The 21,707-nt window shown below is 39.1% G+C and carries 22 protein-coding genes; 10 read left to right on the forward strand and 12 right to left on the reverse strand.

Translation table 11 applies throughout. From position 1 onward, the window contains the following. The first annotated feature begins 6 nt into the window (after window positions 1-6). Window positions 7-1,275: a M16 family metallopeptidase gene (locus tag B2906_RS18325; protein ID WP_286942266.1), complete on the forward strand. Its 1,269-nt coding sequence runs from the start codon at window positions 7-9 to the stop codon at window positions 1,273-1,275. Here the strand turns inward: B2906_RS18325 and B2906_RS18330 are convergent. Genes B2906_RS18330 through B2906_RS18340 form a run of 3 tightly spaced genes read right to left on the reverse strand, consistent with a single transcriptional unit; the run spans window position 1,272 to window position 3,563 of the window. Further along, window positions 1,272-2,228: a glycosyltransferase family A protein gene (locus B2906_RS18330; protein WP_286942267.1), complete on the reverse strand. Its 957-nt coding sequence runs from the start codon at window positions 2,226-2,228 to the stop codon at window positions 1,272-1,274. The two genes, B2906_RS18325 and B2906_RS18330, sit on opposite strands and share 4 nt — an antisense overlap. Further along, a complete protein-coding gene (locus B2906_RS18335) occupies window positions 2,225-3,145 on the reverse strand; it encodes a hypothetical protein (protein ID WP_286942268.1) in 921 nt (306 codons plus the stop codon). Before B2906_RS18335 ends, B2906_RS18330 begins: the two co-directional genes overlap by 4 nt. Continuing rightward, entirely contained in the window at window positions 3,132-3,563 is a 432-nt protein-coding gene (locus B2906_RS18340) for a sugar 3,4-ketoisomerase (RefSeq protein WP_286942269.1), read from the reverse strand. The genes B2906_RS18335 and B2906_RS18340 overlap by 14 nt, the downstream gene beginning before the upstream one ends. An 86-nt stretch (window positions 3,564-3,649) precedes the next feature. Here B2906_RS18340 and B2906_RS18345 point away from each other — a divergent pair, with 86 nt between their 5' ends. Beyond that, window positions 3,650-4,267 (forward strand): IMPACT family protein, encoded by a 618-nt coding sequence (locus tag B2906_RS18345; protein WP_255590359.1) that lies wholly within the window; start codon window positions 3,650-3,652, stop codon window positions 4,265-4,267. On the opposite strand, the gene B2906_RS18350 is transcribed toward B2906_RS18345, so the two are convergent. From B2906_RS18350 to B2906_RS18360, 3 genes are read right to left on the reverse strand one after another with little or no spacing between them, the layout of a single operon-like run. Next, window positions 4,253-4,855: a 3'-5' exonuclease gene (locus B2906_RS18350; protein WP_219956505.1), complete on the reverse strand. Its 603-nt coding sequence runs from the start codon at window positions 4,853-4,855 to the stop codon at window positions 4,253-4,255. The two genes, B2906_RS18345 and B2906_RS18350, sit on opposite strands and share 15 nt — an antisense overlap. A 4-nt stretch (window positions 4,856-4,859) precedes the next feature. Then, window positions 4,860-6,311 (reverse strand): Na+/H+ antiporter NhaC, encoded by a 1,452-nt coding sequence (nhaC, locus tag B2906_RS18355; RefSeq protein ID WP_286942272.1) that lies wholly within the window; start codon window positions 6,309-6,311, stop codon window positions 4,860-4,862. 45 nt (window positions 6,312-6,356) lie between these two features. Next, a complete protein-coding gene (locus tag B2906_RS18360) occupies window positions 6,357-7,487 on the reverse strand; it encodes an NAD(P)/FAD-dependent oxidoreductase (protein ID WP_219956507.1) in 1,131 nt (376 codons plus the stop codon). Window positions 7,488-7,562: 75 nt separating this feature from the next. Between B2906_RS18360 and B2906_RS18365 the strand changes: the two genes are divergently transcribed. Continuing rightward, window positions 7,563-8,042, forward strand: a complete 480-nt coding sequence (locus tag B2906_RS18365; RefSeq protein WP_091649499.1) for a DUF962 domain-containing protein — start codon at window positions 7,563-7,565, stop codon at window positions 8,040-8,042. A gap of 33 nt (window positions 8,043-8,075) precedes the next feature. On the opposite strand, the gene B2906_RS18370 is transcribed toward B2906_RS18365, so the two are convergent. Beyond that, window positions 8,076-10,331, reverse strand: a complete 2,256-nt coding sequence (locus B2906_RS18370; protein ID WP_286942275.1) for a patatin-like phospholipase family protein — start codon at window positions 10,329-10,331, stop codon at window positions 8,076-8,078. Window positions 10,332-10,498: 167 nt separating this feature from the next. Between B2906_RS18370 and B2906_RS18375 the strand changes: the two genes are divergently transcribed. Then, window positions 10,499-10,993 (forward strand): DUF4494 domain-containing protein, encoded by a 495-nt coding sequence (locus B2906_RS18375; RefSeq protein ID WP_091649493.1) that lies wholly within the window; start codon window positions 10,499-10,501, stop codon window positions 10,991-10,993. Window positions 10,994-11,045: 52 nt separating this feature from the next. On the opposite strand, the gene B2906_RS18380 is transcribed toward B2906_RS18375, so the two are convergent. Beyond that, window positions 11,046-11,654, reverse strand: a complete 609-nt coding sequence (locus B2906_RS18380; RefSeq protein WP_286942277.1) for an HD domain-containing protein — start codon at window positions 11,652-11,654, stop codon at window positions 11,046-11,048. A gap of 71 nt (window positions 11,655-11,725) precedes the next feature. Here B2906_RS18380 and B2906_RS18385 point away from each other — a divergent pair, with 71 nt between their 5' ends. Beyond that, complete coding sequence (locus tag B2906_RS18385; protein ID WP_286942279.1) at window positions 11,726-12,787, forward strand: PAS domain-containing protein; 1,062 nt, start codon at window positions 11,726-11,728, stop codon at window positions 12,785-12,787. A 52-nt stretch (window positions 12,788-12,839) separates the two neighbouring features. Here B2906_RS18385 and B2906_RS18390 read toward each other — a convergent pair whose 3' ends face one another. Further along, window positions 12,840-13,712 carry an SDR family oxidoreductase gene (locus B2906_RS18390; RefSeq protein ID WP_091649725.1) on the reverse strand — a complete coding sequence of 291 codons (873 nt, stop codon included), beginning with the start codon at window positions 13,710-13,712 and terminating at the stop codon, window positions 12,840-12,842. Window positions 13,713-13,906: 194 nt separating this feature from the next. Between B2906_RS18390 and B2906_RS18395 the strand changes: the two genes are divergently transcribed. Continuing rightward, complete coding sequence (locus B2906_RS18395) at window positions 13,907-14,704, forward strand: hypothetical protein (protein ID WP_286942281.1); 798 nt, start codon at window positions 13,907-13,909, stop codon at window positions 14,702-14,704. A 48-nt stretch (window positions 14,705-14,752) separates the two neighbouring features. Here B2906_RS18395 and ahcY read toward each other — a convergent pair whose 3' ends face one another. Beyond that, window positions 14,753-16,072 (reverse strand): adenosylhomocysteinase, encoded by a 1,320-nt coding sequence (ahcY, locus tag B2906_RS18400; protein ID WP_091649483.1) that lies wholly within the window; start codon window positions 16,070-16,072, stop codon window positions 14,753-14,755. A gap of 75 nt (window positions 16,073-16,147) precedes the next feature. Then, the gene (locus tag B2906_RS18405; RefSeq protein ID WP_286942284.1) at window positions 16,148-16,918 is read right to left on the reverse strand and encodes a biotin--[acetyl-CoA-carboxylase] ligase; all 771 of its coding nucleotides are present in this window, start codon (window positions 16,916-16,918) and stop codon (window positions 16,148-16,150) included. A gap of 61 nt (window positions 16,919-16,979) precedes the next feature. Here B2906_RS18405 and rsfS point away from each other — a divergent pair, with 61 nt between their 5' ends. The 4 genes from rsfS (at window position 16,980) to B2906_RS18425 (ending at window position 21,218) form a co-directional block, all read left to right on the forward strand. Then, complete coding sequence (gene rsfS, locus B2906_RS18410; RefSeq protein WP_091649477.1) at window positions 16,980-17,327, forward strand: ribosome silencing factor; 348 nt, start codon at window positions 16,980-16,982, stop codon at window positions 17,325-17,327. Window positions 17,328-17,392: 65 nt separating this feature from the next. Beyond that, the gene (gene ftsH, locus B2906_RS18415) at window positions 17,393-19,486 is read left to right on the forward strand and encodes an ATP-dependent zinc metalloprotease FtsH (RefSeq protein WP_286942288.1); all 2,094 of its coding nucleotides are present in this window, start codon (window positions 17,393-17,395) and stop codon (window positions 19,484-19,486) included. Window positions 19,487-19,551: 65 nt separating this feature from the next. Further along, window positions 19,552-20,340, forward strand: coding sequence for a UDP-2,3-diacylglucosamine diphosphatase (locus tag B2906_RS18420; RefSeq protein ID WP_286942291.1), 789 nt, complete (start codon window positions 19,552-19,554; stop codon window positions 20,338-20,340). Window positions 20,341-20,393: 53 nt separating this feature from the next. Next, a complete protein-coding gene (locus B2906_RS18425) occupies window positions 20,394-21,218 on the forward strand; it encodes a hypothetical protein (protein WP_219956513.1) in 825 nt (274 codons plus the stop codon). Window positions 21,219-21,272: 54 nt separating this feature from the next. On the opposite strand, the gene B2906_RS18430 is transcribed toward B2906_RS18425, so the two are convergent. After that, window positions 21,273-21,701, reverse strand: a complete 429-nt coding sequence (locus B2906_RS18430) for an FKBP-type peptidyl-prolyl cis-trans isomerase (protein WP_091649466.1) — start codon at window positions 21,699-21,701, stop codon at window positions 21,273-21,275. Between the last annotated feature and the right edge of the window lie 6 nt (window positions 21,702-21,707).

The following is a 21,707-nucleotide window of genomic DNA, read 5'->3' on the forward strand; positions in this document are numbered from 1 at the left end:
TTTGTGATGCTAGACAGAAGTCTTGCTCCGGAGTTTAGAATTCCGGATGATTTTGATTTGATAGAGCCTGAAAAACACATTCTCCAATCAGGAGCCAGTGTTTTTCATATGCCTACGCCCAATTTGGATGCAGTGAAAATCGAAGTAATTGGTAAAGGACAAAGAGCAAATCTTCCGCTTTCTCAAACATTGTTGCCTTCCTTTACACTTCAAATGTTGGCTGAAGGCACTCAAAAAAGAGATGCCGAACAAATCGCTAACTTTTTGGATTTTCATGCCAGTGAGATCTCTCCTATTCTTACTTTCGGGCATGAAGGCATGAGCATCCTGAGCACTAAACTCCATATTTTCGAAATACTTCCTCTTTTCCTGGAAATTATAGAGACTCCAACCTTCCCTTTGGAAATGCTGGCAAAAAGAAAATCTCAGAGAAGATTGAGTATTCAACTGGAGAAAGAAAAAACTGCATCCCGAGCTAGTCAATTGTTTAGGCAATCGCTTTTCGGAAAAAACCACCCTTATGGAGTGGAGATTGATTTCGAACATGTAGATGAAATCAAGCAAGAGCAACTTCATTTCTACTCCTCACAGCTTCTTTGGCAGAACCTGGAAATATTTGTTACTGGAAACTTCTCGAGTTCAGAATGGGAAAAGTTAATAGAATTCTTGGAGCAAATTCCGAATAGAAAAGGATTGGAACCCATTTTACTACCTCAACCTGAATCGATTGACAGCTTTCATGAAATTAGGGAAAGTGCAGTGCAGAGCAGTATCAGGGTTGGAAAATTTTCGATCCCAAAAACTCATCCCGATTTTATTCCTTTGTCAGTTTTCAATACCATTTTAGGGGGATATTTCGGATCAAGACTGATTAAAAATATCAGAGAAGACAAGGGTCATACTTATGGGATTTATTCCAGTTTGGCTGAAATTGGAGACACCAATTATTTTGTAATTGCAGCGGATGTGCAAAAAGCATTCACAGATGAGGTGATCCGGGAAATCGAACACGAAGTGCAATTATTGTGTCGGGAGCCCTTGAATCAGGATGAATTGGAGATTGTACGAAACTACCAAATCGGACAAATGCTTTCCAGATTCAGTTCTGCTTTTGATTTGATGGATAGGTTTAGAGCAGTTCACCACTCCGGCCTAGACTTAGATTTTTACCAACAAAAATTAAGCTTCTTGAAGAAGTTTACGCCAGAGGACATCCTTAAAATCGGTCAAAAGTATTTCAAGGATCAACAGCTCATCCAAGTAATTGTAGGCTAGGTTGCCCTCGCATACAGCCAAGAAAGATCCAATTTTACTTTTGTCCAAAGCTTGTAGATGCTGAAAATAGGGGTCTTCAATCCTGTTTTATTACCCAATTGAACAAGACCTTCTGCTACTTGGAAGTTTCCTGACCAGAGGGCGTGTTTCAATTCATACTGCAATCTTTTTCCCAAAGCTTTATTTTCAGAAGGAGTCCTATTCATTTCCAAAGCTTTTTCACAAACTTTCAAAGTGCTGGGCAACATCTTAGAACCATAGCGCTGGTATTGATTTCCAGACATGGAATTGTATAACTTTCTTTTCAATACACCTATATGATCAGAAAACACCAGATTATATTTTCTGGCTAATCTCAATTGGATGTCAAAATCTTCATAATATAGATCAGGATCATAGCCTCCCTCCTTTTTCAATATGGCTGCGTTGAAAACGACAGTAGGGGCACAGATAAAACTTCTTTGTAAAAGCGTCTCATAAATAATCCCTAATTCTATTACTTCTGAGAGTTCTCCGAAATTATTCCTTTTATAGAATGTATGGATGGCTCCTCCTGGCTCCAAAATATAGGCATCTGAAAATACAAAGGCTGCATGGGGATCTTTTTCTAATTCCCGGATAGAGTTGGAAATATGGTCAGGATAAAAAACATCATCTCCCGCCAGGTCTACCACATATTCCGCATCTGTTTGGAAAAGGACCTTGTTAAATAAGGCACAATAAGGCTTACTTTCATCAAGATATAAGGTGTTTACAGGGAATAAACCAGTGTATTGGGCTACCCATTCCTGAATTTTCTTCTTAGTCTGATCCTTACTTCCATTATCTATGATCAGCAGTTCTTTGTTATAATAGTCCTGCATGGCGACGCTTTCTAAGCTCTCCTTGATCCAGTCTTCATGGTTGTAAGCAATACAAATGATGACAACTTTTCCAGATTTACTCATCTTCATATGTCCTTAATCCAGATTATTTTATTGAATACATCATTTGAAAATTTTGCTTTAAAGAACATCAGGCTATGATTGGGTCCTGAATCTGTTTCCGAGGAACCAAGATCAATAAATTCTACCTTTTCATCAACAGCCAATTGAAATAGCCCCCAAAGAAGCAAGTCGCCTAAATGCTTGAATTTAGTATTGGAATCTACAGCCGAGAGATAATAATACATACTATTGCTACTCAGTTTGACAGCCAAAGAATGAGCTTGGGCGATCCCTTCATTTTTTATAGAAATCAAGAAATATCTTTCAGGGAAACTTGAGACTTTCTGAATCAGTCGGGACTCATCCAAATTTACTTGATAGCCTTTTCTTTTATTCCAAGAAACAATCTCTTGTAAGAAATTAAAGTTTTGAATAGAACTCATGCAAAGCTCTAATTTCTGATTCTTCAACTTCTTTGAAAATGAGCTTGACTCAGACTGAATGAATTTTTTCATTCTTTTGGTTCCACAGAAAAAATGATGAGCCTGAAGCTTTTCCTGGAAAAATCCTGAATGATATAGAAGATAATTGATCAGATCTGCATCTTCTGAGTAAGGTTTGGGGGCTTGAATAATTTTGACCTGCTTCACACCAAGGCTTTTCAGCTCTTCCAAAACGTAGGAAATAAACTCTTCAATCACTTGAGAGTCTAATCCTCTTTCAAGCCAAAAGCCACCCATAGGAGCTTTAGGTAAGGAAATAGCATGGTAATCAGAAGTAATCCGAAATGAAATCCAACCCTTTAGCTTGTCTTTTTTATGAATAGTAAAATCGAAAGCTTCCAGAAAATCGGCTAATACCTCTCCTGCCAAAAAATAATCTTTGGATTCAATTTGTACAGCCTCACGCTGAAATGTCACATGCTTCGTTCTATCCTGATCCAAGACTTTCAAAATATGCTAGGTCACGAATGTAATCAGACTCAGAAAACTCTCTATCAGACATGCCGAGTAAAACTGCATCAGTGCTAAATGAAGTTTTTACCCAATGCATAGGTGGCACGAAAAGCCCTTTTCCAGGTTGATCCAATGTAAAAGATTGAGCTTGTTGCCCGGGTTGATGAACTTCTACTTGAATAACTCCATGCATTGCTACCAATACCTGAGACTCTTTCCAATGCGCATGATTCCCCCGAGTTTCATTTTTCGGAACAGCAGTAATCCAAAAGCATCGCTGAATTCCTTTTGGGAATAGGTCGTTTTTTTCCCAAAAATGCAATTGCCCCCCTAGGTTCACTTTTCCTCCTAAATCGAGAATTTGTACTTTTTCCTTATTGATATGTAATTGCATTGCTCTGTTCAAGAGATCTAAAATTAAGACAATTCAAAGGGAAAAGGGATTACAATGCGTTAATTTTCTAATTTCGAAGTCTCGAATAATTTAAAACCTTGGAAGAGAATATAGAAAAAGACAGTTTTTTGACCATTGCCAAGATTTCCTCCGGGCTATATAAGGATAAAAACAGCAAATTCCATTACTATGCTTTTCCTGTTAAAACCGAGGAGGAAATCAAAGAGCAACAGGCCGAGTTGAGAAAAAAGTACTACGATGCCAGACACCATTGCTTTGCCTATGTACTGGGACGTGATGGAGATATTTTCAGGGCCTCGGATGATGGAGAACCCAATCATAGCGCTGGAGATCCTATCCTTGGGCAAATAAGATCCAATAATCTAACCAATATTTTGATCGTAGTGGTTCGGTATTTTGGAGGAACCAAACTAGGAGTAAGCGGGCTGATCCAAGCTTATAAGACCTCTGCCAGTCTGGCTATAGAAGAAAATGAAATCATAGAAGAACTGGTAAAAGAGCAAGTTCAAATCAAATTTCCCTATCCAGCTATGAACGAGGTTATGAAGCTGGTCAAGAGATTGGACTTGGAGATTTTACACCAAAAAATGGAATTAGACTGCGAGATGACCTTAGAGTTCAGGGAGAAGCTCAGGCCCTCTGTCTTAGAATTTTTAGAGGAAAGTCAGGATATTGAAATATTAGGACTTGAATAAAGAGTCCAAATACCCATCCTTTCTTAGTTTTTTGAATATCTCCAAACATGCCCAGGCATCTGTGGCTGCATATCTCTGCTGCTTCTCGGTGAGTTCCTCTGCTTCCCAATTCGAAACCTGCTCTGATTTAGATATTCTCATTCCCAAGACCATAGCGCAAAGATTTCTTACCCCCACATTGTGAAAGCCCACTTTCTTGAGTTCATCATTCAAATCGAAAAATGAATTGGGATAAAAAGAATCAGTCAACTTGCCCAATGCTTTGATGTCATCATGCACAGCAGCACCAATTTTGACGATATTTTCCTTTTCCAAAAGATTTCTGACCGAGTCCGGAAAACCCACTTCATTCAAACGAAATAGAAATGCCTGCTCTGGGGTAGAAAGCTGCAATAAAGAAACTTGATTGATGATCCCTTTTTTGAAGGATGGTTTGGTCTCGGTATCAAAACCCAACATAGGTTGATCCTCGAGAAAATCGACAACCTCCTGCACATCATCTGCCTGGTCAATCAGGTAAATTTCGCCTTCAAACTGCCCTAAAGGAAGAGCGTTTACTTCATCTTTGCTAATCCGAAATGGAATCATGCCACTAAACTTCTTCCTCCTCGTAATAATTAATACCAATGTTCAAATACCCATAAAGAATGGTCATAAATGGGCTAATAATATTAAAAAAACAATAAGGTGCATACACTAATGTAGCCACTCCCAATACCGAAGCCTGCGTTGCTCCACAAGTATTCCATGGAACCAATACAGAAGTAACAGTCGCTGAATCCTCCAACGTTCTACTCAAATTCTCAGGCTTCAATTTCCTCTTTTTGTAGACATCCGCATACATTCTACCTGGGACCAAGATCGCCAAATATTGATCTGAAGTGGTAATGTTAAAGAACACACAGGTAGCTGCGGTAGAAGCAATCAAAGACCCTACACGATGAACTTTCTGAATTACAGCCTCAGCCAATACTCTTAGCATGCCACTTACTTCCATAATACCTCCAAAGATCATCGCACAAATAATCAACCAAATGGTATTAAGCATCCCTCCCATTCCTCTGGTCACCAATAATTCATTCACTACATCATTACTGGTCACAACAGATATCTCTCCGTAAAGCGACATCATCACTGCCTTAAAACTCAAATAAGCGTACGAGCCACCTTCATCAGCAATCAAGGCTATTATTTCAGGTTGAAATATAATTGCAAATACTCCACCGAGTAGAGCTCCAACCAATAAAGCAGGAATTGCAGGTACTTTTTTCACGATTAAAACCAAAACCACCAAGGGCACTATGAATAACCAGCCGTTGATATTAAAGTTTTCCTGAATCACCTGAGAAATTGCCTTCACATCATCTACAGAGCCATTTGTCTCATAATTGAAGCCGATAATGATGAAAATGATAAATGTAATTATAATGGATGGGACAGTAGTTTTGGCCATATGCTTAATATGGGTAAATAAATCTGTACCCGCCATTGCTGGAGCTAGATTGGTTGTATCGGAAAGTGGCGACATTTTATCACCAAAATAAGCACCAGATATAATTGCGCCCGCAATAATTCCTTCCTCAAAACCCAAGGCCTTGCCAATTCCTAAAAGAGCTACACCTACTGTAGCAACAGTAGTCCAGGAACTCCCGGTAGAAACTGAAACAACAGCACTGACAATACAAGCTGCGAATAGAAATATGGTTGGGCTTAATACCTGAAGACCATAATAAATCATCGCAGGAACTATTCCTGAAATTAGCCAAGTACCGGCTAATGCACCAATAAGAAACAAAATGAGAATACTGGACATGGCCGAGCTAATGCTTTTTACCATGCCATCTTGCAAGGTTTCCCAATGGAATCCAAGTCTGTAAATAGCAACTAAGGCAGCAACTCCAGCAGATAAAATCAAGACAATTTGATTGGATCCTGACAGTCCATCCGTACCAAAAACACGGATATTGAGAACCAGCAGAACTATCAAAAAAATGAGTGGAATCAGTGCATCCAGCACTTTGGGAGCTCGAATATTCTCTTGCATTAATCAGTAATTGGTGATTGAAGTCTTGAATCTAACCAAAAAAAATCAATTCCCTTTTCTCAAAAGGTCGCTAAGTTCTTTTCCTGCCTGCCATCCTAAAGCCACTCCCATCCCTCCGAGCCTTACCCCGGCAGCTGTTTTGAGTCCTACTTGCTGTATCAATGGAGATTTTTTAGCTCCAAAAGCCATGATTCCGGTCCATTCCCTATCCCATTCAATAGTTTTTCCAGGAAAAATCACCTCTTCTGCCAATTGTATCAAATGCTTTTTGATTTTGGGATTCACCTTATTTTCGGTTGTTTTTTCCCCTTCAAAATCTACATTTCTGGCACCTCCCAATAAGAGTCTTCCATCTACTGCCCTAAAATACACGTAGCCCTTGTCCAAATGAAAACATCCCTTCCAAGGAATTTCAAACTCTAAAGGATTAGAAACCATCACCAAACCTCTTCCTGGTTCCATTTCAGACTCTTTCCAGATTTTTTTGGTAAATGCATTGGAGCAAATGGCAACCTGACCTCCGAAAAATTCAAAAAACGGATTTTCAGACTTATCAGTAGCCAATATTCTTCCAGTGTCTTTTTCAATTTCCAGTACCTCTACTCCAGTTACGATTTTGACTCCCAATTCACCAGCTAAGTTCCAAAGGCAACTTAGGTATTTGGCGGGATCCAACTCACCTTCGTATCTATTTTTCACCACCATCTTGATTTTATCTGAGAAACCCATTTTCTCAAACTTCTTGACCTTGGAGAAAACTTTTCCTCCAAAGCTTTTTTCTAGAAGTTGATTGATTTCAGGAATCTGTTCAACTGCCCCAAGCTGATCCTCTTCTATTAGTTCAAAACCTCCATTATGCTTATACGCCAAGGCCTTATCCCCAAATTCTTTCCTGATCTTTTGGAGTCCTTTATATCTTCTATTCACCAACTCCACCACCTCATCTTGGGTCATACTCCAAAAATCATCCAATATTTCTGTTAAGGATCCAAAACATGCAAAACCAGCATTTTTGGTACTGGCTCCAACCGGAAAAATTCCTCTTTCCAAAATCAAAACACTGGCTTTCGGATTTTTACGCTTGAAATGAATAGCAGTAGAAAGGCCCACAAATCCTGCCCCCACCACAATCAGATCATGATTAAAAAAGTTTTTTGACTCCCAATAGCTAAACATTTTGGTTCAGTTTATAAATTTTGAAATAGAGAATTTGTAATTTAAAATCAAAGATGAGGAAAAACCCAAATAGCTATGAGAAAAATTGATGAACTCCTGCATGAATATGGCCTTAGCCATCAGAATCCGACCAATAAATTAATTCACTGGATTTGTGTTCCGGCTATATTTTTCAGCATAGTTGGGTTGATTTTCAGCATACCTGAGGGTCCCCTTCCCGAGTACCTTCCATTATTGGGAAATTTTGCTAATTGGGCAACCATTATCCTTTTCTTAGTTTTGGTTTATTATGTAACATTATCAGCACCACTATCATTAGGAATGTTATTTTTCTCTGCTCTCTGCCTGGCTTTGGCCAACTTTCTGGACATCTTATTCCCCGGCAAGCTCTGGATGATCAGTTTGGGTATTTTCGTTATCGCCTGGATTTTTCAGTTTTATGGACATAAAGTAGAAGGAAAAAAGCCATCTTTTCTGAAAGATGTTCAATTTCTAATGATAGGCCCCGCTTGGTTGATGCATTTTATTTATAAAAAATTAGGCTTAGCCTATTGATTTGAAAGCAAAAAAGGAGCTAAAAACTCCTTTTTATTTTTTAGAGAAAATCTCACTGACACGCTGAAGTGAATTCTGATTTTTTGGAGAGTAAATACTTAACAAAATGGATTGCTTCTCTCTCGCGGTTAGTCTCCAGTTCAGGGAAGCCCTTTGCATGGTTTGTTGACTGCCTGTGAGTTCTTCGGCCTGAACCAATTCCGGGGCATATTCAAACTCAATTTTTTCCAATGGAAAAGTCATAGACTCTGCCATATAATTGAATAGAACCTCATTTTGAATGGTTTGAACATTATCCCAGTTGGAGTAAATATTTTTCAATGGGTTAAATACCTTCTCAAAAATTCGAGGGACAGGACTTTCTGGAATCTCGGTTGATTTTTCTGAATCCCTGATTGTAATCAATACTACTCCAGAGGTATTTTCAGCTATCCATTTTTGAAAAACATAAGTAAATCTCAAGGCATCCTGAATTCCAAAATTATCTGATAATCCTGTATCCATTGTCTCCATAACAGGCTCAGAAGGCAATTGCACATTGGGAGTGATAAATGGAAAGGTAGCGCTCATTCTCAATGCAGAAAGAAAGCGTATGTCTTCTGCATCCTGTTCTCTGAAAAACCGCAAGAAATCTATGCTTTGTTTTTTCTCATCCAAACCCAACTTCCCCATCATAGAAGTACCCAAATAAGACATGGAATGAGGAGAGATAACCAGCTTTCTTCCATCATTGGTTATCAAAGAAGTAACTGGTAAGAGAGGGATTTTCCCACTTTCTTCGGGTTCCTTATAGGCATGCAGCGGTTTATCCATGATGCCATCAGTATTGATATTCAACTGATTTTCAAAAGCATAGCCTCTATCCTTCAGATAACGCCTATCATTATATTTGAAATATTGATTTCTGATCAAAAGATCATTGACTAATAAGGAAAAAATAATTGGGTTGAGATTATCAGCCGACATTTGATCCAAATACAAAGAATCTGTAGGGTTGACGGAAGGATCGTCCAAGGACCTGAGGTAGATTTCTCTGAAAAAAGCCTCCCCTAGAACACCGCCAGAAGCACCTGTGAATAGCTCTGTATGTTTAATTACTTCACCATCATTGATAGCATATAAATTTTGCAAGACTGATAATGTCCAAAGTGCAGCTCGCTGACCTCCACCGCTAGCTGCAATCAAAACCATTTTTGGTTTTTCTTCTACTAGTTTTCCTTTCCAATTATCAAGGATTTTTTCTGTGTTGAGCCTATCTTTTTGCACCGTGTCTGGATGCAGGATTTCATTGAGTTTATCCAGCGTGTAGGAAGCTTTTTCTGTCTGATAATTCATCCCAAAAGCTTCATGAGGTCGATTTAGAAAAGGAAAGTTGGAGAAATAATTGGCTAATAGAATAACTGAAAAAACAATTACTGTAGCCCAACTCCTCAGCCAAAAACTGACTGCTCCTACCAACATCACCAAAATTGCAAGTAGTAAAGTTGCTGACGTGGCTGCAGGTAATTGCAGTATGGGTTCTTCTTTGAAAAAGCCTAAGAATAAAACGAAGATTATTAGAAAAATCTGAATCAGAAATAGATTGAGATGATTCTGATCAAATACCCTTAGTAATTTCCCGCTTTCAAACCTTGCAATATCCGGTCGCACAGGAACCAGTCTTAATTTGAGATTGAGATAATAGTGTACTTGACCTTTTTTGGATTTAAGGTCTTTATATCTACTCAGGACATTTGCACGGGTGAGTCTTACTTTTCGTAGGCGTTTATCTACTGAACCAGCAAACAGAATAAAAAAATCTTTATTGGTAAAGGCTATGTATCCGAAAATCAAACTATAGGACAGGATACTTCCTAAGGTAAACCCACCAAAATACCCGGCAACCTGCCACTCCGTTTGAAGATTATTCTGAAGTTGGAACTCCACAAACCTAAAGCAATAGCAGGCATAGAAAATAGTGGGAACAATGGAATTATTGACGCAGAAATGAATAAAAGGCTTATTGATAACTGCCAAAAAAGGAAACTCCCGGCTATCAATAATATAAGTTGTCATGTGATAGGCCATGGTAAAGACTGCGAATCCAATCCCCATCAACATAAAGCTCAACCAAGAAACCTCATGCAAGTATTCTGGATCCAAGAATAAAAACGGGATACCCAAAACCACTCCAAAACCTTCAAAGGTAATTGCCAATAGCAGGACCCAAACCAGGATTAAGGCCAGATTTTTCTTGAGGTGCAACAAGAAAAGTTGGATGGGAAGACTATTCCAGAATTTATCTCTCATATGACTGATAAAAGATACGTTTTTTCTTAAAAGGGAAAAAAATTAAAAATCAGCCTATTGATTATCAATTCTTTAAAATTTTCCTTTCTCAATGCCCTTTATTTTCTGCTTTCCAAATATGGCCTTTCGATCTATAACTTTTACCTTCAGGCTCAAATTAGAATGATATGAGAACTTGGTTTTTGTGCAAAGTAAAATATGCTAAAGAAAATGAGCAGGGCCTACTCAAAAATATATCTGAGCAGTACCTGGTAGATGCTGTGTCTTTTACTGAAGCTGAGGCAATTTTATACGATAGACTTGGCTCTCAGATTCGTGGCGACTTTCAGGTGACCGGAATTAGCAAAAGTAATATAGTGGATGTGTTCTTTTATGAGGATGCTGATCTTTGGCACAAGTGCAAAATCACTTACTTGGTAGCAGACGGAGAAAGTGGTAAAGAAAAAAAGGTAACCCAATATATGATAGTTACTGCTGAAGATGTCAAACAAGCATTCGATAGAATTCAGGAAAGTCTCAGCAATATGCTGGTAAGTTTCCGAGTACCTGACATCACTGAAAGCCCAATTGTAGAAGTCTTCCCTTATGAAAAAGATGAGGAACTGGCTTTGCCTCCGGGAAATTTCAAACCTCTGGAACAAGAAGCAGAGGAAGAAGATTAAAACCTCTCTTTCAAATCCCCCAAAGCCTGCCTCTGGGGGATTTATTTTTTATTTAAACAAGAGCGTCAATTTGATGCCTTACAATAAATTGGATCAAATCATCCAATGAAAACTCCGCTCGCTCACAAGCATCGGCTATATCTTCTCTACTTACCTGTGCAGCAAAAGTTTTATCCTTGAGTCGCTTTTTCACTCCTTTGACTTCCATTCCTTCATAGCCATTGGGCCTCATTAGGGAATAAGCATGAATCAAACCGCTCAATTCATCAAAGGCATAGAGCATTTTATCCATTTCTGTTTTTGGATCTACACCAAAGTATTTAGGACCATGGGAAGCAATAGCTCTGATGATTTCAGGATCAATATTTCTAGCCTCTAATTCCTCCACAATTTTATTACAATGCGTTTCGGGCCACTTTTCCCAGTCCGCGTCATGGAGTAATCCAGCCAAAAACCATTTATGCTGAACATCCTCTGAATAGGCTTTTTCTTTTGCATAAGAGCGCATCAAATGTCCTACCTGCCTCATATGAGCAATTAGTTTTTCATTTTCTACCCATGCATGCAAAAGTTCAAATGCCTCATTTTCGGAAATCACATTTCCGCTGTTTTGAGGATCTCCAAACTCAGTTCTATTTAAATTCATTGCAGAATTATTCATTTCATATACTTTTTAATGTATTTTATAATATATTTTATGTAATTTGATTTGTTTTTTATGTATTTTTGAAAATGAATCACCCCAAATCCATCCACTACTTGGCTCAATTTGCCATAAGGTCAGATTACTTGATGCAAGTAACCTTGGATAAAAATGGGATTGTATTGAATTCAGATTCAGGATTGGGACCTACCCCATCGCTTTTCGAGAAAAAAGACAGGCCTATTCAATTTGCAGATTGCTTTCTTTCTTCTGATTGGGTAAAATATGAAAATAACCGCTTAAAAGCATGGCAGAATCACCATCAATCTTTTGTGGTGAATCTTCATAAAATCTCTTACCCATCAGGGAATTTAATTAAGACCAAGTGGGAGTTTTTCTTTTTAAGCTCAGAAATAGGAACTTGTTTGGGAATAGGGCACCCTATTGAAAGCCAAAAACCTTATAACATCGGTTTGGGTGATTTCATGGACAGTGAGGACTCCGCCAATGAAATCATGGACACTATCCTTGAAGATAGACTATTGGGATTTTGGGAGTTCAACCCTTTTGAAAAATCAAATACCATTTCTTCAGGACTAGCTCAAACGCTGGGATATTCAGAAGAAGAAATTTTGTCATCTGAAAAAATCTCTTGGGAAAAACACATTCACCCGGAAGATTTCAAACAGTTAACCATTGATTTAACCAAGCATTTCAAAAGTTTTGGTAACATCCCTTTCAAACGGGAATTCAGGTTGATTTCCAAAAGAAATCAAACTATCTGGATCATGGCTTTTGGTCGGACTATTCAGTGGACCAAAGAGCATCTTCCTAAGAAAGTTCAGGGAGTGATTTTGGATATTACAGAAAAGAAAAAGCAAGAGCTTTGGTTAAAAGAGCACCATTATTTCCTCAAGGACTTGGCATTTCAGCAATCTCATACCTTAAGAGCTAAAGTGGCCAACATCATGGGGCTATTAGACGTGTTGGACATAGAGCAACAATCCATAGAGTCTAAAAGAATTGTAGAAATCATCAAGAAAGAGACTCAGCAGCTCGATCAGGCATTAAAGAAAAGTATCAAAGAGTCCGTCAATCAAAATAAAACATTTGAAAAAGAGGGAATCTCTTCCTCTTTAGACTTGGATTAGAGATTCCTTATTTTCCATTTTGCTTTGAGGTAGCCCCAAATTACTTTGGGGCTCATGCTTTTTTTCCTCTGCTCGCTTCAAGCATATCCCACATTTCCTGAGGAATCTGATCCAGATTATTAAACTCTCCAGCTCCTTTCAACCATTCTCCACCATCTATGGTCATTACTTCTCCATTGACAAATGAGCTAAAATCTGAAACGAGGTAAGCGGCCAGATTTGCCAACTCCTGATGTTCTCCAACTCTCCCAACCGGCACTTTCTTGGCAGGATCAAACTTTTTCACCAAATCCCCTGGAAGAAGTCTACTCCATGCACCCTCTGTAGGAAATGGTCCCGGGGCAATAGCATTGGATCTGATTCCATACTTGGCCCACTCCACGGCCAAAGACCTTGTCATAGCCAATACTCCGGCTTTGGCAGCTGCTGAAGGCACCACATAACCTGATCCAGTCCATGCATAGGTGGTTACAATATTCAAAAATGTTCCATTCTGCTTTTTGGCGATCCAGTCCTTTCCTGCTGTAAGGGTCACTTGTGATGTACCTTTAAGAACTATATCCAAAACCGTATTGAAAGCATTGGTGGAAAGCCGCTCCGTTGGACTGATAAAATTACCCGCGGCATTATTTAATACTACATGGATTTGCCCAAACTCTTTGGTAGCATCTTCCCACATTTTCTCCACCTGATCAATTTCCCTGACGTCACAGGCTAGTGGAAGAACCTTCCCTCCTTTCTCCTTCATCATCTCCTCAGCTGTTGCATTTAAAACATCTAGTTTTCTTGAGGTGATAATAAGATTTGCTCCTAGTTCCAAAAAATACTCACCCATAGAGCGTCCCAATCCAGTACCTCCTCCAGTGATCAAAATATTTTTCCCTTTTAATGCCCCTTCCTTGAGCATGCCTTCGTTTAAAATCATAGAAATTTTGGATTTATCTTTCTCCAAGATAAAGACTCGGCCTGGTAATTGAAAGAACATTAAGGCCGATACGAATTAAATTTTAAGATGATTTAAAAAGTTTGACTGGGCCTTTTATCATTTTCTAGTTTATAAATCAGAAAGTATCTCACGCTATGAAAATAGGCTTAAGCTTAAAAACAAATAATAAACTGATGAAACGAATTCTTTTCTGGGCGTTATTTGCAAGTATTGGATTAAGCTCCTGTCAGGATGATGTGGATAGAACTATCCAAACTAATCTTCCGGTGGAGGCGAGGCAACTTTTGGATAATTCTCTCAATATCAGCGAGTCTCTTTTTTTTGCTATCCTGCGATATGGAGATTACCAGTCTCCCAATACGATTATTCCAGGGTGTCCAACAGTTACTTTCACTGAATCCACCAGAACTGTCACCCTCAACTTTGACACAAAAATCGCTTGTGAAATCAAAAATCAAGTTGAACGAAAAGGGCAAATCATTCTTCAATACGGACTCAATTCACCTACCTCAAGGTGGACACTAACTTATCAGGATTATCAGTTTGGGGAGTTTAAATTACAGGGAGTCAGAACCTTTACTCCCAAAAGTTTGATTGAAATTCAAGAATCCTTTGAAGACCTCAGAATTATTTCAAAAAATGAAGCAGGAACAACCATCAATGGAAACTTAACTCATCAAATTTCAAGAACACTTTTTGGAATCAACACCATCAATAGTACAGGGGAAGTTACAGGAATAAACCCCGTAGGTCGATCCATCCAACTGATTTTGGATTCTCCTAGAAAATTGGAAGCGACCTGCATCAGGTCAGGAAAAGTTTATCCCCGAGCGGGAAAAGAATCTTGGAGAATCAGTAGAGAACCCGGCAAATCAGTTCTTCACTCTTTGGAATATGTGGCAAAAGACAGTTGTAAAGTAGATGCCTTTGCTCAGCTCTCCGACGGAAGAAAATTACTTCTCAATCCATAAAAAAAGCCCCGAATCACTTCGGGGCTTTGATACTTTAATTCTAACGAATTAATATCTATAGTATTCAGGCTTGAATGGTCCTTCTACTTCAACACCAATATATTTGGCTTGATCTTCAGAAAGAGTATCTAGTTCAACACCCAATTTGGAAAGGTGCAATGCAGCTACTTTCTCATCCAAATGCTTAGGAAGCACATAAACACCAGGCTTATATTCTTCATGCTTTTCCCAAAGCTCCAACTGAGCTAAGGTTTGGTTTGTGAAAGAGTTGGACATCACAAAAGAAGGGTGTCCAGTAGCACATCCCAAATTAACCAATCGGCCTTCAGCCAAAATGATCAATTCTTTTCCATCCAAATCATAAAGATCCACCTGAGGCTTGATCACATTTTTTGTGTGACCATAGTTTTTATTCATCCAAGCCATGTCGATCTCATTATCGAAGTGGCCAATGTTACAAACGATAGCCTTATCCTTCATTGCTTTGAAGTGCTCGCCAGTGATAATATCCTTATTACCGGTAGCTGTTACAACGATATCAGCTTCTTTCACAGCGTCAACCATTTTCTTCACAGCATAACCATCCATAGCAGCCTGAAGCGCACAGATCGGGTCGATTTCAGTAACAATAACTCTTGCTCCAGCACCTCTCAAAGAAGCAGCAGAACCTTTACCTACGTCACCGTATCCAGCAACAACAGCAACTTTTCCAGCCATCATCACATCAGTTGCTCTTCTGATAGCATCTACCAATGATTCCTTACAGCCGTATTTGTTGTCAAATTTAGACTTAGTAACAGAGTCATTAACGTTGATCGCAGGCATTGGAAGAGTACCATTCTTCATTCTTTCATACAATCTGTGAACACCTGTAGTGGTTTCTTCAGATAGACCTCTGATACCAGCTACAAGCTCAGGATACTGATCCAACACCATGTTGGTCAAATCGCCTCCATCATCTAAGATCATATTCAATGGCTGTCGATCTTCTCCAAAGAAAAGAGTCTGCTCAATACACCAATCGAATTCCTCAGCAGTCATTCCTTTCCAAGCATAAACTTGGATTCCAGCTGCTGCGATTGCCGCTGCAGCATGGTCCTGAGTAGAAAAAATGTTGCAAGAAGACCAAGTAACTTCAGCTCCTAGAGCAACCAAAGTCTCGATCAAGACCGCAGTTTGGATTGTCATGTGAAGACAACCTGCAATTCTAGCTCCTTTCAAAGGCTGGGAAGCACCGAATTCTTCTCTCAATGCCATCAAACCAGGCATTTCAGCTTCCGCTAATTTGATCTCTTTTCTCCCCCAATCGGCAAGAGAAATGTCTTTTACTTTATACTGAATAAATTTTTCAGACTTAATTTCTGACATAGTGATATAGTTATTTAATACAAGACGTTTTCAAAAACTTTTGCAAAGGTACCGCTTAAAACCCGGAAATTAAAATTAGGTATGATAAACCGGAAATTGAATTTCTTTGAAATCAAAATATTGATTTTCACCATTTTCCAACTCCATTTCCAACTGCCCGTTTGGCCGCACATTGACAATTTTTCCTGAGAAAGAGTCATTTTTATGGTTGAAAACTGCTTTCTCTTGAAATAGAAACAGATGGTTTAAATATTCTGTTTTCAATTCAGCCCACTTTCTCTTTTTTAAGGCTATGTAAGACTGCTCTATTTGAGTGATCAATAGCCTAAAAATCTCCTCCAGATTAAATTCTGACCCCGTAATTTTTCTCAAAGAGCTAGGACCTGATATATCAAAGTTCAATTGATTGATATTCAACCCTACTCCAACTACTGCAAACTCCCATCCTTTGCCACTGTAGGAGTTTTCAATCAACATCCCTCCTATTTTACCTTCTCCGGGCACAATGAAGTCGTTGGGCCATTTGATCTGAATAAAAGGCAAATACTCACTTAAAACTTGCCTAATCCCATTTGAAACAGCCATATTTAGAAAAAATTGTTCTGAAACATCCATAAAATTTGGGCATAAAACGAGAGAAAAAGTCAGGTTTTTACCTGGCTCCACCTTCCAGATATTTCCCCTTTGTCCTTTCCCTTGTGTTTGGTTTTCACAGATGACTATACTCCCTTCTTTGGCTTTGCCTTCCCTGACTAATTGGAATGCAATGTCATTGGTTGAGTGACAGTCTGACAGGAAATGAACATCTTTTCCCAAAAAAATGGTATTGGCAAGAATTTTATACATATGTTTTTGGTTTGCCTGATACCGATTAGATTTACAGGCATTGCAAAATTAAAATATAAATATGACAGCAGAACAGCTGAGCAAAATCATCGTCAAAGGTATGGAGGAAAAAAAAGCCTCCAATATCGTGGTGATGGATCTAAGAAAAATTAAGAATACCGTAAGCGATTTTTTTGTGATTTGCTCCGGCAACTCAGACACTCAAATCGAGGCAATTTCCGATTCTATCGAAGAAATGGCTTTCAAAGCGGGAGAATCCAGCCCTTTCAGAGTGGAAGGCAAAAGTGGTAAACAATGGATTTTGATGGACTATGTGGACGTAGTAGCTCACATATTTCTGAAGGACAAAAGAGAGTATTATGGTCTGGAGGAATTATGGGGAGATGCGAAAGTTACCCGAGTTGGTTAAAATCCCTCAAACTTTAACCAGATCAAACCGTTTTACCTTAAGTTTAGAGAATTACTTATCAATCAATGAGCGAAAATAATAAAAGCAAAAAATTTGTCCCCAAACCGCCTCAGAAGCCAAACTTCCAGCTTTGGTTAATTGTGGTAGCAGTCATGGTACTGATTGGACTTACTTGGATCAATCAGAGAGGTGCTATGGTGGACATCACTCAAAAGCGTTTTGAAGACATGTATACGGCTGGTGACGTAGCCAAGGTCATGATTGTCAAAAATATGGACAGAGTAGATATTACCCTGAAGCCAGCCGCTTTATCTAAAGAAAAATATAAAACCGAACTAGAATCGAATTCTACTTTTTTCAATCCAAATGGGCCTCATTATTCCCTACAGGTTGTTTCTTGGGATAAGTTTGCTACTGACTTTGGTGCCATGGAAGAGCAGAGACCGGACGAAGAGCGAATTGGATACTCAGTCACTACTGAAGAGAACTGGAGCAGTTGGTTTGGAAGCTTCGGCTTTCTCATTCTTTTATTCGTTTTCTTCTGGTTTATGATGCGAAGAATGGCTGGACCATCAGGCCCGGGTGGACAGATTTTCAATGTTGGAAAATCCAAAGCACAGCTTTTTGATGCAGAGAATAAAGTCAAAATCACATTTGATAATGTGGCAGGACTGGATGAGGCTAAAGAAGAGGTTCAGGAGATTGTAGAATTCCTAAAAAACCCTTCCAAATTCACCAAACTTGGAGGTAAGATCCCTAAAGGTGCTTTATTGGTAGGACCTCCGGGAACCGGTAAGACATTATTAGCAAAAGCCGTAGCTGGTGAGGCTGGTGTACCTTTCTTTACATTGTCAGGTTCTGACTTTGTTGAAATGTTCGTTGGTGTGGGTGCAGCTAGAGTTAGAGACTTATTTAAGCAAGCCAAAGAAAAGGCCCCTTGTATCATTTTCATAGATGAAATTGACGCAATCGGTAGATCCAGAGGAAAAGGTCAAATGCCAGGTTCGAATGACGAGCGTGAAAATACCTTGAACTCCCTATTGGTGGAGATGGATGGTTTTGGAACTGACACAGGAGTAATCGTTGTGGCAGCAACCAACAGACCGGATGTATTGGATAGCGCCTTATTGAGACCAGGACGATTTGACAGACAAATCTCCATTGACAAGCCGGATATTGTAGGTAGAGAAGCGATTTTCAAAGTTCACTTGAAGCCTATCAAAACATCCGATGATGTGGATCCTAAAAAACTGGCTGCTCAGACTCCGGGCTTTGCAGGAGCAGAAATCGCCAACGTTTGTAATGAAGCTGCCTTGATCGCCGCAAGAAGGAATAAAGCTGCAGTAGACATGCAGGATTTCCAGGATGCTGTGGATCGTGTAATCGGAGGTTTGGAGAAGAAAAATAAAATTATCTCTCCGGAAGAGAAGAAAATTGTAGCATATCACGAGGCTGGTCACGCTGTTGCAGGCTGGTTCTTAGAGCATGCAGACCCATTGGTGAAGGTAAGTATCGTTCCAAGAGGTGTAGCTGCTTTAGGCTATGCACAATATCTTCCTAAGGAGCAGTTCCTATATCAAACCGAGCAACTCATTGATGAGATGTGTATGACTTTGGGAGGTAGAGCTGCCGAAGAAATCATATTCGGAAAGATCTCCACCGGAGCCTTGAGCGATTTGGAAAGAATCACCAAAATGGCCTACTCTATTGTTTCTGTTTATGGAATGAATGAGAAATTAGGAAATGTTTCTTTCTATGATAGCAAGAGTGATGGCTACAAAATGACAAAGCCCTACTCTGAGGCTACCGCTGAGATGATTGATCAGGAAGTGCACAAACTGATTGAATTTGCTTATCAGCGTACTTTGGAATTATTGAGAGACAAGAGAAATGAATTGGAGACTTTGGCTAAAGAGCTTTTGGAAAAAGAAATCTTATTCCAGTCTGATCTTGAAAAACTAATCGGAAAGAGACCATTTGCCAAAGAAACTACCTATCAGGCATACACCAATAAAAAAGATTTGGTAGCTCCTGAAAGCAAAGATTCCGAACCTGAAGTCAAAGCTTCTGAATCGGAGGAAAAGGAATCAAAGGAAAAAGAATCAAATGAAACAGATTCAGTCACAGTTTCCGAAACGGATACAAAAACTGAAAAATGATTTCCAACAAAAGCCCCGTTTTAGACGGGGCTTTTTATTTTTGTTTCTGAAATCTATCTTTCCGAATGTTTTCCCATCTGCAGAATTTTTCCCTCAAAGAGAAAAAAATCTATTTCGCCTCTGATTTTCATTTGGGAGCACCGTCTTCTGAAGCAAGCAAAAGCCGTGAAAAAAAGATTATTCAATGGCTTGATTCTATTCAATCAGATGCTGCTGCTATTTTTCTGGTAGGTGATATTTTTGATTTTTGGTTCGAGTACAAAGAAGTCGTTCCCAAAGGCTTTATCCCCTTTATTTCAAAAATCCAACAACTGAGAGAAGCTGGAATACCTATCCTGTTTTTCACGGGGAATCATGACTTATGGATGAAGGACTATTTCACGGAGGAACTTGGAATCCCCGTTTATCATCATCCCATTGAGTTGATGGTCAATGATAAGACCCTATTGGTAGGTCATGGTGATGGTTTGGGACCGGGAGATCATTCTTATAAATTCTTAAAAAAGATATTTGTCAATCCTGTTGCACAGTGGCTCTTTAGATGGATTCATCCTGATTTGGGAATTAAGCTTGCAAAAGCCTGGTCTGGAAAAAGCAGGATAACCAATTCTGAAAAAGGAGAAGATCGGTTTTTGGGAGAAGAAGAGTGGCTTTGGCAATATTGCAAAGACTTAGAATCCAAAAGACATCATGATCTATACATCTTTGGGCATAGGCATCTTCCTTTGGAACTTCAAGTCGGCGATCATGCGACATATTTCAACTTAGGAGAATGGGTCAGCCAGTTCACCTATCTTGAGTTTGACGGTAGAAAGGCTGAGCTAAAAAAATTCAAAGCACCTGCAGAATATTAGTTTTTGAGTAAAGCATGCTAAATTCCTGAAATTGCATTGAAATAGGGTAAGCCATGAAATATTGCTGGATAGTTTTTTTTCTATTACCTCTGAGACTGTTTGCTCAGGAGGCAGTATTATCCAGCCCGATAGCCGATTGGGAAGTCAATCAATTGAGTTTGGTTTCCTTTGATACCAAGGATCAGATTTTTGCAAGCAATATTCAGGGAGATATTTTCCTTTTTGATTCGAAAGGAACACAAAAAAATTACTTTTCTCCTCCTCGTCAGGGACAACTGCATCAACTCGAAGCTGCTTGGACTGTGAATATTTTCACCTTTTCTTCAGACTTGCAGCAGTATAGAATCCTAGATAGGTTTTTAAATCCCCTGGCCGAAAATGGTTTTTTGCAAGTCAACGTCACCTTAGCCAAAGCAGCAACTTTAGGGAATAACAATGTGATATGGATTTGGGATGAATCTGATTTTAGCTTAAAGAGATTAGACTACCTGAGAAATACCATACTAGATTCCCAGCCTTTGAACCTAATTCTCAATTCGGAAAGCTTATCTGTCACCGAAATCAGAGAATTTAAGAATCGCCTTTTCATGAATATTTCCAGTTCGGGCGTATACGTTTTTGATAATCAAGGGAATTTTATCAAGAAATTTGATTTAAAAAATCAGGAAAGACTCTGCTACTTTCAGGAACAGTTGCTTTGGTTGGAAGATGGCATTATTTGGACTTTAAACCTACAGACTTTAGAGAAAAGACCGGCAATTCAAATACCAAATGCTGAATTTGAAGGTATACAGATTGGACAAGAATTTATGACTTTGACTCATAAAAACAGGATTCAGGTCTTCCGAGTACCACAAGAACTTAAGCAAAAGCAATAAAAAATCCCCAAAGAATAGCTCTAAGGGGATTTTTTTGGATTTGGTGGGATATAATTATCCGATTTTCACCAATTCAATATCAAAGATTAAATCTTTTCCAGCTAATTGATGGTTCGCGTCCAATGTGATTTTCTCCTCATCTACGTGAGTTACAATCACTGGCATTGGTTGACCGTTAGGCCCCTGTAGGCTTAACTGCATTCCAATTTCCGGTTTGATATCAGCAGGCACCTGAGTTTTTGGCACATCAATCATCATATCATCTCTACGCTCGCCATAAGCTTCAGCGGCAGGAATAGTTACAGTTTTTTTATCACCCACAGCCATCCCGTGAACAGCCGCATCGAATCCTTGAATCATTTGTCCTCCACCTACAGTAAAGCCAAGTGGCTCTCTCTGAACTGAAGAATCAAACACACTCCCGTCTTCTAGTTTTCCGGTGTAGTGCACTTGCACATTGTCACCTTTTTTTGCTTGCATGATAATTTA

It is taken from the genome of Algoriphagus sp. UBA3586, assembly GCF_002376385.1.
In the GTDB taxonomy this organism is placed as follows: Bacteria; Bacteroidota; Bacteroidia; order Cytophagales; family Cyclobacteriaceae; genus Algoriphagus; species Algoriphagus ornithinivorans.